Below are 16,191 nucleotides of genomic sequence, written 5' to 3'. Positions count from 1 at the left end.
AGTATCTTAGTACTTATTCTATCATACTTTGTCAAAATTACACATAGTAATTTCTCTATCATCCAGCCAAATTACTATCCGAACCACGCATCAATACACCACCATTTAACCTATAGGCGTTACGCGTCTGCTGGATCTGTTTTTTATAAGAATTAATTAATATCTCTATTATTTACACTATAATTAATACACAAAATTATTTGCTGTAATCTTAATATAATATCACACACCCAAACTTTTCTTTAATAAATCCGATGATAAGCATTAAATCATCACGCGCAACAATATTTATCCTTCACTCTGGAACGCTAATTGATTTGCTCGTCTAAATATCATTATTAAAAGAAAAAATACCTCATCATAAGCACTGAGAAGTTATGTATTAGACAGTTACATTAAATTAGGAACAAACGCAGGAGAACATTTGGCCATAAGACTTGCCCTGCTTTTATAGATCGGGTCCAAATAATTTGAAACAAACAACTGCCACCACATAATTGGAACAATATATATTCATAAGCACAGCAAAACTAAACAAGCTACTTATTTTTTTTATTGCAAAAATGGACTGAATGCGATCTATATTATCTTATAAAAAATTGATATGTCTAAACTGTAATCCAGATATTCCATATCGTAACGTGCTAACACAGTTAAATTATGTGCACAAATTAATGTTGTTACTATAATAATTCCCTTTACTTTGTGATTAAATATATCGCTTATTTGATACACTTCACAGGGATATTCTCTGTTCCGTTAAAAAATAGCTTTTACTTACAAAGTTATAGTATTCTTAAAACGCCAATTACCCCTAATTATCCTTATCTGATTTTAACTCGCTGGGCTTGACTGCATTCATGATTTCATCCATCAATGAATTATAGTGTACTGCAGTTAAAATCGTTTCTGAGATTCCTTGGGCAGGATCACCATCGGTTGCGTTTCAGCTCTGCGCTTTGCTGCTTTGGCATCGAGATTAGTATGTTATCACTGACCGTTCTGGTACGAACCTATTCTTCAAATTGTAAATATTTAGCTTGTTAGTCTTTCATAGAAATTGTTTCTGTTTAATAATATTTAGTCACCGGCGTAAAAGTAACCGCATTGCGAGTAAAGATTGGTATTGTGAAAGATACTCGGTCACTCTGGCTTGACCTGATCCCGGAAGCCTTTACCTCCCCATTCAACCCTTGCGCCAACGCATACGGAATATCTTTCGACGCAATACGTTGAGGTTCAAACATAGTTTGTTTTGTATTGAGATGAAGAATGGTTTTCATAATGTTTGTATAAAAATATTGATTTAATAATAATTATTTATTAAAATAGGACAAAGCCCCGTGGGAGAGGTTGTAGTAATGAAGTATTCTTTTATCGTATAATATAGCAACATATGGGCAATCACAGCTATTATTATATTTGTTAGGAGAATTGCCAATGATATCAGATTATTTAGTATTTTAGTGTTTTGTCTAATTAAACTTACGCCTTGGATTAAAAATCTATACTTCGTTTACATCCTCCCCTCCCCGTCAACTCATAAAAACCTATTCACCAATTCCTTCATAGCCTTCACAGAATCTTTCTTTTCTGACTGACCGTTCAGAACTGCCCTTTACTGCACAAATTCTGCGCCCTAAGCGTGCTTTACAAAATTCGTAAACCAGTCATATATGATGTTCGCCTGAATCAATATAAGCTGCCACAATACTCAACGCATGACCATTAGCTTTATACCACAAAATCAGCCTCTTGCCACAAGCCAGGACTGTCTGGATCCCCATCAATTACCACATAGGCTATCGACCAGCGCTCTTCATTGTCCCCAACCCACGATCCCCAATTCTATACGGTCATCTTGCGTATCATCTGCCGCAGTTAATAACACTACCCTATCGAGCACATCATCTGCCAAAACTTCACCATGCTTTGCAAGGGTTAGTTCAAATAATACACCAACGCCTTGATCCTTAAAGATTTCCCCCTATGATTGTATTCACAAGAATCTACAATTAAACTGGGTCAGTTTAGACACTCAAGTCTTTTTACTTTATTAGATCAAAGCCTTATATAACAATATTGCAAAATAGTTATAAATAAAATACTATAACGATCTGTAAAAATTATACATATTTACAACTTGAAATGCATATAATTTACAATCAAAAAAGGAAACCATACTATGACCACTTTTAAAATGTCTGGTTCTAATACAGAAATAGAATTGGGTTCAGGTGAAGCACAACGCCAATTAAATTTAACCCAAAGCTATCTTCAACAAAAAATACCTTTTAATCGTGACGTTTGGGATGAATATTCTAGCCCTTATAAAGAACATGAATTTCAGATTGCCAGAGTATATGGATCAGGAAGTACACAATATATCAATCATTTTAATACAGATGTAATTATGGTGGGAGATAATGTACAAGATACAAATCCAAACAAAGCCTTTACCTTAAAATATAAGTATATTGGCAATTATAGTTATTATAATACCATTGTTTCTGGCAGAAAGGCAGGAATTAATATTACTGCTAATGGGACTTCTGGAAAAATCATTAATACAGTTGGTAAATTGTATTTTAATGGTAGTGGATATACTTCTTACGATGATATACCCATGGGAGGTATCGCAGGCGCGTTACAAATAGGTAACTGGGAAATATATAATGGCGATGATGATAGTAATATTAACCTTACATATGGGCAAAACACAATCGTTGCTGGAAATGGAAACAATAAAATTTATGTTCCTGACGAAAATCAGACAGGGAATGAATACAACATTTATTCTACACACAACGGAATAAATAATATTACTCTTGGAAATGGAAGTAATACAATATACGTAGCAAGTGGAATTAATTTCGTCAAAGTCGGTCAAGGTAATAATAATATTACTATCCATGCTAGTGGTTTAAACAGAGCAAACTCGGATGTAATGCAACATACAATAATAACAGGTGATGGCTCAAATAACATTAGCGTTTACGGGCATTCTAGCCAAATGCTATTAGGTAATGGAGATAATAAAGTAAGCCTCACTACAGGAATGCTTTCACGAAACCCAATAAATAATGTTATTGATAGTGGAACAGGTCATTTAGATATCTCTGCTGCTATTGGGAATGTAACCATTAGCGCTGCTGGGGCAACCAATATCAAAGGGGGAGATGCTGCATATGATAATATGAATTTTGGTTCAATTGATCCATATCTCAACCTAACATTAAATGCTAGTGGTGATGATAATGTATTTCATGCGGGCAAAGGAAACACAACCTTAAATGCAGCACACTCTAACAAAGCGATAGATGTTTCTGCCGCAAATGATAAAACTTCTACATTAGTTGCCGTCACTGGTCGTGGAGATGATACATTAACAGCAGGAAGTGGACAATCAACGTTTAGTGGTGGTCTTGGCGATAATTTATTTGCTTTTACCAAAGAAAATACTAATGGTGGCTCAACAGTTATCAAAGATTTCTCAGCTTCTAGCGGCAATCAAATAGCATTATTCAACTATGGATTAAATCGTACATCTTTAAAGCAACTTTTGAACGCATCACAAAATGATGCTCAAGGAAATGCTATTCTTAATCTCAATACGAATACCATCACCCTACAAGGCGTTTCTGTCTCTGAATTAAATACAAATCAATTTTTTGTTTATAATAACAAGTAACAAAACAGCATCATCTTGATATGATGTAATGCAAAATATGATATAATACAAATTACCGAAGTTATCTATCTGATAGCTTCGGTAAGACCTATTATAAATTACTAAATTGATAATAATAACAAGGCAATTAACTCTCAAAAAAATTTTCTATATAAATTCATTACGAATCTGCATAAGATATTTCTTTTCAATTGCTTACGATATTTTTAGCAGGCCAGAAGCTTCTATGATTTCTCTTGTCGATTTTAAAAGTTCTTAATTTTGTGCTATTCACCCCTCTAGCACGTTGAATTCTACTCCTTATTTGCATGACCCAGAGTTAAATCCCAAAAGTATACATATTTCCTCCAACCGACAATCTCTAGCTTTATACAGCCATCTTGGATACCGCCTGCCGCCATTAATAACGCCATAACATCAGGCACTTCACCCACCCAGATTTCAGCACGTCGTTCAAAGATCAGTTTAAATAATGTGTCCTCGCCTTGATTTCGAATGTCTTCCCATCAAACGGGTCAGAATTTACACGCAAGAACTCTGCAACCAAAAGACCATTTGGCATTCGGCATTCGGCATTCGGCATCAATGAATAAAGCGAGTTAGTATGAAAGGATACATACCCTTTAAACAGAGCATTGGCACGCCATTCACCCTCTTTAATCAAGTCTGGTTTGTCTTATTCCTCTATGACACAACCATGATGCTGACATACATAATGGGCTGTTTCAGATAAAGCGTTATCTTGTTCATCTTTATCCCATTTAATACCATGTGTTACGTCTTTGCCACCCCATTCAAAGATTTGATACTCGCCACAATGGCGGCAAGACACATAAAAACGACGTTGACCGCCTTCTAAACCAGCACCCACTACAGAATAACCATCAACCTCATCAAACAATGCGATCCGAACGGTAATCCGTTAAAAGCCTCCTGGCGGTTTTGCTCCAACTAATGAGATCAAAGCGCCATTCTTCGTAGTTTTTTTCAGCAATGTATTTTCATCTGATCGTATTTTGGGTGCAGAAACAATTTCAGCTAATATAGTCGTATCTTATAACATATGAGTAATCTAGGATTTTGAATAATCCTCGGCATATTCAGCACGAGGTTGCTCCACCAAAATTGGGCTTGGATCTTCGTGTACCTTACACGGGCTAATTTCGTGACAGAGTTTTTTTCCACTGTTAGATCCATTGTTCATCCTCGGATAATTCTCCTAGTGCTCTGACTATTAATTGGTACATCTTACCTTGGATTTCTACGACTATTTTACAGTTAAATATCTGAGATGCCATTTCTGCAGGAATTTCGAGTAAACGCGTTCTGATCGCACTTAGTTGTGAAGAGAGGTCATCAACCACATCTTCAATCCTGACCACAGCACCCAATTTAAAATCACAGTCTAATTGTTTCAGGCGTGCCTCATAACAGGCATTAGAAAGCTCTGCATCTTGAAGGTTTTTAAAAATGGGTAAGGATGGATTATATGGAATTATCCACGTTTGTGATAACTCAACAGTTTGGTCAAAATATCTTTTACTCGCGAGCCAAGCATTGAAAGATGCGAGATCAACCTTATTTTTCCCAGCAGATTGTATCCATCCAACTTTTAATTGCTTTTGAATGTTTATTCGGCTAACTCCAGCACAACGTACAGCCTCACTTTGACTTATCGTTTCTGCCGTACTGCAACCCAACTGCATGCTAGGTTGCACCCCCTAAAAAACCTATTAGCTAGACACGAGACAGGGCGCGAAATACCTGTGATACAAAAAAAGCTAGGAAGGACCCAAAGATCCCTCCATCTATCTCCATGATAGGTACGTTTCTTTTTTGTATGAAATTTAATTAATAAACAAATTAAATTTCATTCAAAACATCTGCGGGTTAAATAACATAATATCTATCTACACCACCAAATTTTCATACATATACAGCTTAGAACATTATTTGTAACAAGACCTTTTATTCTGGATATGCACCAGCAACATTTTGATCGTAATCAATTAATGCACCTGTCATCACTCCTGCATTGGGGCTTAATAAATAGCTTGCCAATTCCGCAAGTTGATGGGGTTTACATAATTGACCCATAGGCTGTTCTGCCTCAGCTTTTTCCAACCATCCATCCGTTGCACCATGATATTTACGTTGGGTAATATTTTCACCAGGTGTGTCCATCCATCCTGGTAAAATTGCATTACAACGAATACGATTGGATCGATACGCATTGGCGACATTTTTGGTTAATGTTGCTAACGCTCCTTTTGAAGATGAATAAGGGGCTAGATAAGATTGCCCACAATGGGCGCATTGAGACAGGATATTTACAATCGATCCATACCCTCCTTGTTCAATTCGGTGTTTAACAAAACCTTGCATTAAGAAAAAGGGCGCACGAGCATTAGTAAAAAACATTTGATCCCATAATTCTGCGGACGTGTCTGTTAATGTTCCACGTCCTCCAAAAGCAGCGGCGTTGACAAGGACATTCACATCCCCAAATGTCTTGACCGTTGTTGAGACTAAATCAAGACATGCTTGCGTATCTTGTAAATCAAAAGAGGTAAATTGCACATTCACATTGGCAGAGGATAATTCAGAAATTGCTTTCTCACCTTTTTGCGCATCACGCGCCGCCAACATGATTTTTGTGCATCCTTCGGCAATTAATTGGCGAGCAATTGCAAACCCGACCCCTTGCGCCCCTCCGGTAATCAAAGCAATGGTATTTTTATGACGTGTATTTAAATCAGACATTTGTAAACTCCTGATCTAGTCCTGTAAGGGTAATGGTTTTCTTGTGCTTTAAGGAAGCGGTTGAGGCTTCTGCTAAATAGGCCGCCATCATGCCATCTATGGCATTAATAGGCATATCTTTTCCTTCACGCGAACAAGCAATAAAGGTTTGAATTTCTGCGGTATAAGAAGGACCATAACGCTCCATAAAGAATTCTAATATCGGTGCAGATGTTCCAGGATATTCACTGGTATAAGTTGTATATCCTGATTGTCTTGGATTATCAGAAACCAACATTCCCTTTGCCCCAAAGGCTTCGATGCGTTGATCAAACCCAAAAGCACAATGACGAGAATTTAAAATTGTAATCAACGCACCATCTTCTGCAATCATGGTGACACTTGCTGTATCAATATCGCCGAGCTTTCCTATTTCAGGATCAACAATCGAAGATCCATGTGCCGTAACAGAAATAATTGGTTGTTGGATAATAGAACGCGCCATATCAAAATCATGGATCATCATATCCCTGAATAGCCCACCTGAGCGAGGAATATATTCTAATGGCGGAGGATATGGATCACGGCTGGTAATTGTTAATTGCTCCAATCGTCCAATATGCCCTGCATGAACGCCATTGCGAACCGACGCATGACCACGATCAAAACGACGGTTAAATCCGACGCATATTTTCTTTGCGGCATCATCGCCAATAGTGCGAATGAATTGAATACCTTCTTGATAATTCGCAGATAAGGGTTTCTCACAAAGAACAGGTTTTTTGGCTTTAACAGCCTCATACAGCAATTCAATATGTGTATCCGAAGACGTGGCAATAATAATCGCTTCTGCCGAAGGATCATTCATTGCTTCTGCTGCACTATAGCAAACTTTAGCATTGGTTTGTGCGGCAAGCAATTTACTAGCCTCTGCAACTGGATCATAAATTGTTGCAATCTTTGCCCCAGCTGCAATGATAGAAGCAACATGTACCTTGGCCATACGACCTGCACCAATTAAAGCTATTCCTGTCATGTGATTATCCTTTAATAAAAATACGTTTTTTTTCAGAAACAGATTGAGCCATTGCATCAATAATCTTTTGATTTTCATAACCAAAGTCGAAATCTGGAAAACAAGAAGATGAGTCCATAATTCCTTGAATTAAATCATAAATTTCAATGACTTTAACATCGAAATATCCCAGACCTCCACCAGCAAAATCAAACCCAAAAAAGCCATTAAATTGTTCAACTTGACTGCCTGCATAGACGGTTTTAAATCCACGATCCGCTTTATCATCCTGATATCGAACAATTTTTAACTCGTTAAATCGCTCACCATCCATGATAATCGTGCCTTCAGTGCCAGATATTTCCCAATAAACACCAAAAACTTTTCCTGCTGCAATTCGAGAAGACTCAATAGTACCGCCTGCACCATTCTTAAATTGAACGAGTGATTGAAATTGATCTTCATTTTCAACATCTAATCGTTTTGCATTTAAATCTGCACTGGCTTTATATCCAGACCCATCGCCTGGTGCAGGTCTTGTTTTAAAAAATGTTTGTTCTTGACCCAAGACACTTTCAATTGGCCCCATTAAAAATTGTGCAACACTAATGACATGCGCCCCTAAATCCCCCAAAGACCCTGTTCCTGCAAGTTTTCTAGAGCATCTCCAGCTCCATGGCATATCTGAATCATTAAAAAAACCTTGATCGAACCATCCACGAAAACGGGTAATTTGTCCAATATCTCCACGGTCAATCAATTGTTTAGCAAGTAATGCAGACGGGGTTTTAATATTGTTAAACCCAACCATCGTTTTAACGCCATGTTTTTTTGCTGCTTCGGATAGTGCCTTGGCATCTTCTAAATTTACGGTTAACGGTTTTTCACAATAAACATGCTTTCCTGCTTCAATAGCAGCCATTGCCATTTCAAAATGCATCGAATTAGGGGTTGTAATATCCACCAAATCAATTTCAGGGTTGGTGACTAATTTTTTCCAATCATGCGTAGAATGTAAAAATCCAAAACGACTTGCACCTTCCGCAGCTAACTCTGGGGTTGCATCAGCAAATGTATGTAAAATAGGTTCTGCTTTTAAATTACGATATAACAAAGCAGCTCTTCGATAGGCATCTGCATGTGCTTGCCCCATAAAACCAGAGCCAATTAATCCAATATTCAGTTTTTTACGTGTCATCAAAATTCCCCTTAACTTTATTAATTTTTTAGGATTTGTTTTTGAATAAATTGATAGGCAGAGCTAACCATCGATAAAGGATTAGCCTTGGCTGGATCTTGTTCTGCTTCAACCAATATCCAACCTGAATAATTGCTATTTTTCAAAAATTGAGACAAAGGTTCATAGTCAATGATCCCATCCCCTGGAACAGTGAACATGCCAGCTCTAACCCCTTCATTAAAAGAGGCCTCTTTATTTCTAATGTCTTTGAAAATATCCCCACGTACATCTTTTAAATGGATATGTTTAATGCGAGACCCAAATTCAGAAATTAAAATGGCATAATCAAATCCACCCGCATAAGCATGGCCTGTGTCTAATAATAGCCCCACAGCATCACCCGTTGTGTTCATTAAAGTGCGGATTTCATCTAACTTTTCGGCTACCATCATTAAATGATGATGATATGCAATTTGTATATCAAATTCAGACTTTACTTTTTCTGCAAATAAAGTCAGGCGTTCGCCATAATGTTTCCACCCATCAAGGGATAAAGTCAGTCTATGAGACATTGGAATATCCAACGCATCCTGTGCCATATGTCCACACTCCCCATATACCATGACGGATGAACCACATGCTTTTAGTAATTCAGCATGAGAAATGACATCTTTAAATTCGTCTTCAACAGATTTCTCTGTTAAAAACCCGCTATACCACCCTGAAACAAGCTGTAGATCATGTTTTTGTAACAGTTTTTTTAATTCACTTGGATCAGAAGGGAAAATCTTGCTGGTTTCCACTCCTGCATATCCAGCTTTTTTTGCTTCAGAGAGACATTGGTCAGCTTTTGTTCCTTTGCCAAGGTCATCTAAAACCTCATTAACCCAAGAAAGAGGGCTGGCCCCAACTTTTATTAATTGATCGTGTTTTTGAATATGTTGCGTCATGATATACTCTTGATAAAATGTATCCACTCATCAAAAATTATCGACATATTTTCTAATAAACTACGAGTAAAATGATGGGAACCCATCAAAAATAACGTGTTTATATTTTTTATCCATCACATTTTCTTTAGTTATAACAAAAGAATTATAATAAACTTTCTCGTAAATAAATATTAAAAGGTGTGTAATCATATTCTGGAATAGCATTCTTATCATTATGAAAGTAATGAATAATCGTATTGAGTATTTGCTTTGCTTCTAATTCTGGATTTTGATCAATAATAGCGTCAATCACACCTTTTTTAAGAAGCTCTTCATGAATAGGCGTGAGTTCATGCGTAATTAGTGTCATTTTCTTATCAAGTTTTGTTGTATTTAAGACTTCACTAATGGCAGGATTTTCATCCGAAATATTGTATATTCCCTTAATATTTTTATATTCTCTTAATGCGCTAATTATAATTTTCTTCATTTCATAACTATTTTCATAGCTTTCAAATGAATTGATAATATGACAATGCGGAAAAGATTCTTGTAAAATAGATTTAAAACCACGTTCTCTTTCCGTATGGCCATGCATCTTCGCAACCCCCAAGATAACAATGACTTCTCCTCCTGTTGAGCCAAGGAAACGTCCCATTAATTCACCCGCAACGCGGCCAAGTTGATAATTATTCGGGCCGACATAAATCATTCTTGCGCTATCAGGAATATCGGTTGCTAAGGTAATAACGGGGATTCTTTGAGCCAATGATTGGATCAGTTGAGATATTTTATCAATATGAGGGGCAATAATAACCAACGCGTCATATTTAATAGAAACATTTTTAATTTTTTGAATGGTTTCAGGAACATTTTGCACATTAATAGAATGTAAAAAAAAGGTAATACGGGATTGATTAGAATGATTTAACTCATCAAAAGTATTTTTTAACACTTCACAATAATGATTGCTGGGTGGCTGCATTAAAACAGCCACGCGTATATGTTGTAAGTGATGAATAAATAAAAACCGATCTAATTTTAAAGCCTGTGCTGCTTGTAAAATTTTAATTTCAGATTTTTTAGAAACACCACCTCGACGATTAATTACACGATCAACCGTTGTGATACTTAATCCTGTTGCATTTGCAACTTGTTGTAGAGTGATTTTATTTAAATTTCGATTTTGTTTCAAATAATTAATCTTGTTCAAATGTTTTTTAAAGAGATATACTGTTGTTTTTATATTTTGCTTAATGGTTAATTTTAAAATTATATAATCATATTTTTTGTAATAAAAATATAATAATAACTATCTTAAATTTAAATAAACTGCTGTTTACTGTAATTACACATTAAACAAACAATCCTACTTTTAAGCCCTTTACGGATATTGCCCATTGGTTTATCAATGAATCGTGTTTGTCTAAGAGATCAGATGATCTACAGGCAATCTCAATCTTTGAGTTGATTGAGTGCTAAACGTGACATTTTTTGAATCTCTAATAATTTTCTGTGGAGGGGATGATATTTGATGTTAGAATACTTTGTTGTCTTACCATACTATAAAACCATAGTATATTAAAGGACTGTAGCGTTTTCACAAAAAGCATCGTATTACTTATCAACACTAAAAATAACAGATTTTGGTGGTTACGCCAGTTAGAATAATTTGGAATAATAAAGATGGTTTCCATGCTGGCATATTTCTTTGTAAAAACCAGGTAAAGGTTAATAACTAAATAAGCGCCCATTTCGTCATATATTAATATAATTCTTACAAAATTACACGCCCCTATTTTATAAATCCTTCATAGCTTCTTCGAGCAAAATGAACATCGATAGCACCTGATCCATTGCGTAATTCAGATTCAGTTATAGTTTTTGAGATGTTTCTTTGCTGCTCATATCCCCCAACACAATCATATTTAAGATCATGCAATGGTATTTGCCCATAACCGCCCAAATTTTACAGAGCTTATCATAAGCTTGACTTTGCTTTAACGATGGTAAATCGAAGTGCTCCAATATCCCTTCGCTTAAGAAATTAATTCTGGTATATAAATCCCCACGATACATTGTTACACGGTCTTTCATGACCTATATTCTGGCCAGTGGAGAATTTTTAAAAACTATGTGCTCCTTTCTGACTCTAAAAAAAACCAAACGCAGCAACATACAAACTTTAAAGTTAGTTACACGCAAAGCCTCTTCAATAATCGGCAAAGTATCCTTGAACGGAGGATTACTGATAATACTGTCCCATTTTTGCAGCTTTAGTGTCGTTAAAAAATCTCGTTGTCTAAATATTGTCTGTAGAAACGGAGTTGCAATGCCCCATCCTACCAAATCATGACATTCAATATTTTTATATCCCGCTTTATAAAAGACCGTTGAAATATTTCCCTTACTACAACATGAACCAAGAATGGAATTCCCAAAATGGTGCTGCGTAATAGATCTGCTGCAATCCCGCCTACTTCTGGTTTATTCGTGATGGCACCTTATTTTTTCTTTTTAATTTCGAAATAAAATTCTCTAAGATTTGCATAAACATGCGCAGGGATAGTTTCATTCTTACTCTTTTTGATAGCGACTAGTATAGCGGTGGTTGCCTTCACCCGACGAGCAATCCATAAATTACCCAAATTTAAACTTTCAAAACGGAATGGAATCAACTGACGATGTATATAATCTAAAAAAGTCTTTGATTCATCGTTCGTTTCTTGAGCTGTAAACATCATTAGCTATCCTTTTAAATAAAAACCATGTTGGGCTAAAGTCTTCTGCAATTGATCATTGCATTTCTTCAGCGCTTTATTTTGTTTTTTTGCAATATTTGGATCAATGCCGTCTGCGATTTCACATTTTGCATCATCACGAGCCTGCCTTGCCTGAGCTAATGTTACAAGAGGATAAGAACCTAAAGATAATTCCCTTTGTCTTTAATTAAACTTATATCTAAAGCTTCATAATTTTGAACCATTAGGTACAACAATAAGACATATTGATTGCGTGTCATCCTTTAAATATTTTTTATCTCGAAGTTTGAATGATTTGATCCCTTTATCTGTTAAAGGTCTATTTCTTTTATCGCGTGCCATGACAATACCAACAAAAGAATTTTCTATATCAATAACAATTTCTACCTAAGTCACCCGTCAATCGCCTGCTGGAAGCGATCGACATTATCTTTCCTGATGGCTTTTCCTTGTGAAGTGTTTATAATATCGTTTGTGATATTGAGCCATGGCGCTTGCATCATTGGCCAATGGCAACTCTGCTGGGATACGCAAATAAAACACTCTACACATTGCAGCTGCAAAGAATAGATCACCAATCATTGTCTCTGCTTTGGGAATACCATTATTATCGGCATTAAAAGTGCCAACTATATTTTTAAGCAAGGCTGCAAGATGGCTGCGTTTTGGATTACTCAGAAAGTTCTTCCAAATATCATTATAGATTGCTGGTTCCATCTGCATGGCACCTATAGCAGGGCAATTGCCGAGTTGTTTTAAATAGGTAACTCCTCCAGCATATCCCTCTGCCAAGAACGTTCCTGTGACTTGGTTAATGGCTCGTGATCCACCAAGACCCAGATAATCCAATGCTGGGGTGATAATTTCTTGTTTTAAGTGCGGAATATAAATCCCACCTGTGACTTTAGCCATAGTTTTTCCTTGTGATTTTAATGAATTACTCTGTTGTTTTTACAGAAAAAAACACCATTTATTCCTTTAATAAAGGAGACTTAACGGTGAACCATACGATCGTAACAAAAATTACCAATTTATATTACGATGAACAAAAGAAGCGTTTTTTGCTATTTGTTGATGTTTATGTACGTGCTGGTTTTCCATCACCTGCTACGGACTATATGGAGAAACCTTTAGACCTGACCGAGTATTTTATCCATCATCCATCCTCAACCTATTATATTCACGTAGCTGATGATTCTATGAATGGTTATGGAATATTTGACGGCGATTTGCTGATTGTTGACCGTTCCATGACCGCTGTGTAAAGAGATATCGTCATCGTTTCATTGGATAAAGAACTAACTTGTAAATGCTTGGCTTACAAAAACAAAGTGCCTTATCTTAAATCTGGTAATCCTGATTACCCACCCATTCAGATCAAAGATAAGGAAACCTATATATAGGGTGTTGTTTTCCATAGAGTGCATTCTTTTAGAACAAAATAAATTTTTTAATGATTAATACATCATCGTTTCAATTTAATAATTATTCTGTATATTGCTTTTCTTAGTATGACCCCCTAAGAAAGAACACCTTTGATATGCTTAACAATGCAGAAGCTAACGATGAACAAAAGAAAATAGATGATACCTACGCAAATGAATTTATTTTATTTAAGAATGAAAAAGACAAAAACGAAACTATTGATTTTCTGTTAAATTATAGAAGAAAAAGCTATATATTAAGTAATGATCTTGCTCGGATATCTACTTTAATTTTATTTATTTCGGGGCTATATGGTACATATGCAAATCTGCATACTACTATAAATCATCATTCTAAATCGGACACAATAATTTTACTTTTATTGTTTTTCTTGTTCCTCTACGTAACAGTAAACGATATATGTGTTACAGCATTTACATATTTAAATTCTATAAAATTTATAAAAAAATCCTTTAAATACGTTTTAAAGAAATATCATGGTTCAAGAATATTAAGAGCGATTGTAAATATCGGCATTTTAATTTTACCATTTTTAACAAATACCATACATGAACATTTTTTCAAACCTGATTCAAAAATAGCTATATATATTATATATATAATGATCACTTTGATAATAATAATTATATGCTTTTTTTTGTGTAATTTTTATAAGAAAGAAAACAAACGTCAATATTATAGAATAATGTATATAGCATTTATTTCAAATATCGCCCTTATATTTGTAAATTTAATAACTCCATTAACATTTAGTATACTTTTACAATTAATTAAAACAATAACTACCAAGTGTTAATCACTTCCCCCGCCAGGCTTTAATGAGTGCGCATACTGCACGGATTACCAACGATAACGGAATACTGATTGCGATGATTGGAATAACCCAAGGGTCATGGATTTTGATCCATTCGGCGTTGGTTTCCCACCAACCAACGGATGATTTCAAAGAAGTTCATAGCGTTTCTCTATCCCCCTTGCAATTCTGTAAAGGGCATAGAGATTAATCACAGCAAATATCCCCCACGCGACCAAGCTGAAATGCCATTGGCCATAAACGAGGATATTTAACGTCCCCCAAATTAACAAAGAGGATGCAAAGAACGCTGCAACCCCTCTGCCGATTATGCTTTCACAACGCAAAGCAGTAAATTGAAATAGCCCAAATACAATAAATAGCCACTGCCACACATCAAATAAAAAAAACTTTAAAAAACCATCAATAAAGGATTGTTGGATAATAAAGCTATTTGGCACACATAATCCATAAATTCCAACAACCATCAGTAAAATAGAGCTCCACCACTCGGCAAACCAATGATCGTGTTGTCTCATAGACCTGATCAATCTTCTGACCATTTTTGTTCTCCACTTTGATCGTCGTTGGCGTTTTAAAGGAGGCTAATACATGGAATAATTTCCACAGCTTATACCCCTTACTGGTCGGTTCTGGCATCTTCCAAAAACGAATAATCAACGTACAAATCGTCACTATCGTCGTCACTACAGCAATCATGTTCCCCGCTATGTCCCCTGAAATAACACCCAGTAAATATTGAAGAACTTCCATCATTAAAATCAATCCATTTGTCTTTTCCCATTCCATAGGCATAAAAAAAGGCGCTCAATGCGCCCCTTTTCATGCTTGATTATTATTTAACTATTAGATTTTTTTGATTGTTAATACTTCAAAAGGGCTCGAAGGTCTTAAAGTAATGCTTTCACTAGAATTTATCTGATTAATTTAAACTGTATTTACGGCATCATTATTTAAGCAAAACAATGATTTCTTTGCCTTTTTAACAAGGTCTGGTAAAATATATTGTCTGTAATTACTGATCGTGGGATGCCCTACTAATTGTGGATAAATCGTTTCAATATAAATTACTTTAGCATCGTCAGCATATTTCTCAGAAACAGCCAACCAACTAGATTGATGGGTCCCCCAAAAAGGTGTTGTAAATAATAGGAGCATATCAGGATATCTAGTTCTCAAATCATCTATCATTTCACTAGCAGCAGCAATAAAATCTTCAGAAGACATGTCCCCATCGTTTGATCCAATATTAAATGCAGCAATATCAATATCTCTAAAATCTCTGGGTATATCAGCATCCATGTATTTATAAGATATCCTGACAGATGGAGAATCGCCACTTCCACCTTTTGAAAAACCACTTCCTGCATAGCCTGATGTTGCCACATTAAAACCCAATGATGTTCCTAGCAATGCCCCCCATGAACATGTTGTATCATTTGCTTTAAAATCACTATGTTCAATGCCAACAGTTCCATAGCCTTCCGTAAATGAAGCGCCTATACATAACATTGTTGTTTCTGGCTGGATGGTTTCCAAAATGCTTGCGCTATCATCAATGGTGATAGATTTTAAAATAATCACATTGTTATTTATATTTCCATTCCAT

The 16,191-nt window shown here is 35.7% G+C and carries 19 protein-coding genes and 2 pseudogenes; 3 read left to right on the top strand and 18 right to left on the bottom strand.

Features of this window, described 5'->3' with window-relative positions:
* Positions 1–1,819: 1,819 nt before the first annotated feature.
* Entirely contained in the window at positions 1,820–1,981 is a 162-nt protein-coding gene (locus PQG54_RS12425; RefSeq protein ID WP_340163383.1) for a terminase gpA endonuclease subunit, read from the bottom strand.
* A 204-nt stretch (positions 1,982–2,185) separates the two neighbouring features.
* Here PQG54_RS12425 and PQG54_RS11945 point away from each other — a divergent pair, with 204 nt between their 5' ends.
* Positions 2,186–3,691, top strand: a complete 1,506-nt coding sequence (locus PQG54_RS11945) for a hypothetical protein (RefSeq protein WP_271790762.1) — start codon at positions 2,186–2,188, stop codon at positions 3,689–3,691.
* Positions 3,692–4,151: 460 nt separating this feature from the next.
* Here PQG54_RS11945 and PQG54_RS11940 read toward each other — a convergent pair whose 3' ends face one another.
* The 13 genes and pseudogenes from PQG54_RS11940 to PQG54_RS11885 all read right to left on the bottom strand — a co-directional run bounded on the left by PQG54_RS11940 (position 4,152) and on the right by PQG54_RS11885 (position 13,234).
* The gene (locus PQG54_RS11940; RefSeq protein ID WP_271790763.1) at positions 4,152–4,355 is read right to left on the bottom strand and encodes a hypothetical protein; all 204 of its coding nucleotides are present in this window, start codon (positions 4,353–4,355) and stop codon (positions 4,152–4,154) included.
* A gap of 12 nt (positions 4,356–4,367) precedes the next feature.
* The gene (locus PQG54_RS11935) at positions 4,368–4,592 is read right to left on the bottom strand and encodes a phage terminase large subunit family protein (protein WP_271790764.1); all 225 of its coding nucleotides are present in this window, start codon (positions 4,590–4,592) and stop codon (positions 4,368–4,370) included.
* Between the two features lie 171 nt (positions 4,593–4,763).
* Positions 4,764–4,895, bottom strand: coding sequence for a hypothetical protein (locus PQG54_RS11930; protein ID WP_271790765.1), 132 nt, complete (start codon positions 4,893–4,895; stop codon positions 4,764–4,766).
* Entirely contained in the window at positions 4,879–5,409 is a 531-nt protein-coding gene (locus tag PQG54_RS11925) for a hypothetical protein (RefSeq protein WP_271790766.1), read from the bottom strand. Before PQG54_RS11925 ends, PQG54_RS11930 begins: the two co-directional genes overlap by 17 nt.
* Before the next feature lie 250 nt (positions 5,410–5,659).
* A complete protein-coding gene (locus PQG54_RS11920) occupies positions 5,660–6,454 on the bottom strand; it encodes an SDR family oxidoreductase (protein WP_271790767.1) in 795 nt (264 codons plus the stop codon).
* Complete coding sequence (locus tag PQG54_RS11915; protein WP_271790768.1) at positions 6,447–7,469, bottom strand: Gfo/Idh/MocA family protein; 1,023 nt, start codon at positions 7,467–7,469, stop codon at positions 6,447–6,449. Before PQG54_RS11915 ends, PQG54_RS11920 begins: the two co-directional genes overlap by 8 nt.
* A gap of 4 nt (positions 7,470–7,473) precedes the next feature.
* Positions 7,474–8,646, bottom strand: a complete 1,173-nt coding sequence (locus tag PQG54_RS11910) for a Gfo/Idh/MocA family protein (RefSeq protein ID WP_271790769.1) — start codon at positions 8,644–8,646, stop codon at positions 7,474–7,476.
* A gap of 20 nt (positions 8,647–8,666) precedes the next feature.
* Positions 8,667–9,578: a myo-inosose-2 dehydratase gene (gene iolE / locus PQG54_RS11905; protein ID WP_271790770.1), complete on the bottom strand. Its 912-nt coding sequence runs from the start codon at positions 9,576–9,578 to the stop codon at positions 8,667–8,669.
* Positions 9,579–9,723: 145 nt separating this feature from the next.
* Positions 9,724–10,755: a LacI family DNA-binding transcriptional regulator gene (locus PQG54_RS11900; RefSeq protein ID WP_271790771.1), complete on the bottom strand. Its 1,032-nt coding sequence runs from the start codon at positions 10,753–10,755 to the stop codon at positions 9,724–9,726.
* Positions 10,756–11,435: 680 nt separating this feature from the next.
* Positions 11,436–11,657, bottom strand: coding sequence for a hypothetical protein (locus PQG54_RS11895; protein WP_271790772.1), 222 nt, complete (start codon positions 11,655–11,657; stop codon positions 11,436–11,438).
* Between the two features lie 407 nt (positions 11,658–12,064).
* Positions 12,065–12,304: a hypothetical protein gene (locus PQG54_RS11890; protein ID WP_271790773.1), complete on the bottom strand. Its 240-nt coding sequence runs from the start codon at positions 12,302–12,304 to the stop codon at positions 12,065–12,067.
* A 3-nt stretch (positions 12,305–12,307) separates the two neighbouring features.
* Positions 12,308–12,490, bottom strand: a pseudogene (locus tag PQG54_RS12475) (Arm DNA-binding domain-containing protein); the annotation flags it as partial.
* 258 nt (positions 12,491–12,748) lie between these two features.
* A complete protein-coding gene (locus PQG54_RS11885; protein WP_271790774.1) occupies positions 12,749–13,234 on the bottom strand; it encodes a hypothetical protein in 486 nt (161 codons plus the stop codon).
* A gap of 20 nt (positions 13,235–13,254) precedes the next feature.
* Between PQG54_RS11885 and PQG54_RS11880 the strand changes: the two are divergent.
* Positions 13,255–13,725, top strand: a pseudogene (locus PQG54_RS11880) (LexA family protein).
* 137 nt (positions 13,726–13,862) lie between these two features.
* Entirely contained in the window at positions 13,863–14,564 is a 702-nt protein-coding gene (locus PQG54_RS11875; RefSeq protein WP_271790775.1) for a hypothetical protein, read from the top strand.
* Here PQG54_RS11875 and PQG54_RS11870 read toward each other — a convergent pair whose 3' ends face one another.
* From PQG54_RS11870 to PQG54_RS11855, 4 genes are all read right to left on the bottom strand, one after another.
* Positions 14,565–14,714 (bottom strand): hypothetical protein, encoded by a 150-nt coding sequence (locus PQG54_RS11870; RefSeq protein WP_271807731.1) that lies wholly within the window; start codon positions 14,712–14,714, stop codon positions 14,565–14,567.
* The gene (locus PQG54_RS11865; protein ID WP_271790776.1) at positions 14,711–15,100 is read right to left on the bottom strand and encodes a hypothetical protein; all 390 of its coding nucleotides are present in this window, start codon (positions 15,098–15,100) and stop codon (positions 14,711–14,713) included. Before PQG54_RS11865 ends, PQG54_RS11870 begins: the two co-directional genes overlap by 4 nt.
* Positions 15,012–15,338, bottom strand: coding sequence for a hypothetical protein (locus PQG54_RS11860; RefSeq protein WP_271790777.1), 327 nt, complete (start codon positions 15,336–15,338; stop codon positions 15,012–15,014). Before PQG54_RS11860 ends, PQG54_RS11865 begins: the two co-directional genes overlap by 89 nt.
* Positions 15,339–15,509: 171 nt before the next feature.
* A partial coding sequence (locus PQG54_RS11855; RefSeq protein WP_271807730.1) for an SGNH/GDSL hydrolase family protein occupies positions 15,510–16,191 on the bottom strand: 682 nt, incomplete at its 5' end.

It is taken from the genome of Commensalibacter communis (genome assembly GCF_947179015.1).
GTDB classification, from domain to species: Bacteria; Pseudomonadota; Alphaproteobacteria; order Acetobacterales; family Acetobacteraceae; genus Commensalibacter; species Commensalibacter communis.
Note: the sequence above shows the minus strand (reverse complement) of the source record. Positions and strands in the feature narration are given on the sequence as shown.

What these genes read in the sequence shown, in the direction of transcription:
- PQG54_RS11945 (WP_271790762.1), top strand. Translation starts at nt 2,186, where the DNA reads ATGACCACTTTTAAAATGTCTGGTTCTAATACAGAAATAGAATTGGGT.
- PQG54_RS11930 (WP_271790765.1), bottom strand. Translation starts at nt 4,895, where the DNA reads ATGAACAATGGATCTAACAGTGGAAAAAAACTCTGTCACGAAATTAGC.
- PQG54_RS11920 (WP_271790767.1), bottom strand. Translation starts at nt 6,454, where the DNA reads ATGTCTGATTTAAATACACGTCATAAAAATACCATTGCTTTGATTACC.
- PQG54_RS11915 (WP_271790768.1), bottom strand. Translation starts at nt 7,469, where the DNA reads ATGACAGGAATAGCTTTAATTGGTGCAGGTCGTATGGCCAAGGTACAT.
- PQG54_RS11910 (WP_271790769.1), bottom strand. Translation starts at nt 8,646, where the DNA reads ATGACACGTAAAAAACTGAATATTGGATTAATTGGCTCTGGTTTTATG.
- iolE (WP_271790770.1), bottom strand. Translation starts at nt 9,578, where the DNA reads ATGACGCAACATATTCAAAAACACGATCAATTAATAAAAGTTGGGGCC.
- PQG54_RS11895 (WP_271790772.1), bottom strand. Translation starts at nt 11,657, where the DNA reads ATGAAAGACCGTGTAACAATGTATCGTGGGGATTTATATACCAGAATT.
- PQG54_RS11890 (WP_271790773.1), bottom strand. Translation starts at nt 12,304, where the DNA reads ATGATGTTTACAGCTCAAGAAACGAACGATGAATCAAAGACTTTTTTA.
- PQG54_RS11885 (WP_271790774.1), bottom strand. Translation starts at nt 13,234, where the DNA reads ATGGCTAAAGTCACAGGTGGGATTTATATTCCGCACTTAAAACAAGAA.
- PQG54_RS11875 (WP_271790775.1), top strand. Translation starts at nt 13,863, where the DNA reads ATGCTTAACAATGCAGAAGCTAACGATGAACAAAAGAAAATAGATGAT.
- PQG54_RS11865 (WP_271790776.1), bottom strand. Translation starts at nt 15,100, where the DNA reads ATGAGACAACACGATCATTGGTTTGCCGAGTGGTGGAGCTCTATTTTA.
- PQG54_RS11860 (WP_271790777.1), bottom strand. Translation starts at nt 15,338, where the DNA reads ATGATGGAAGTTCTTCAATATTTACTGGGTGTTATTTCAGGGGACATA.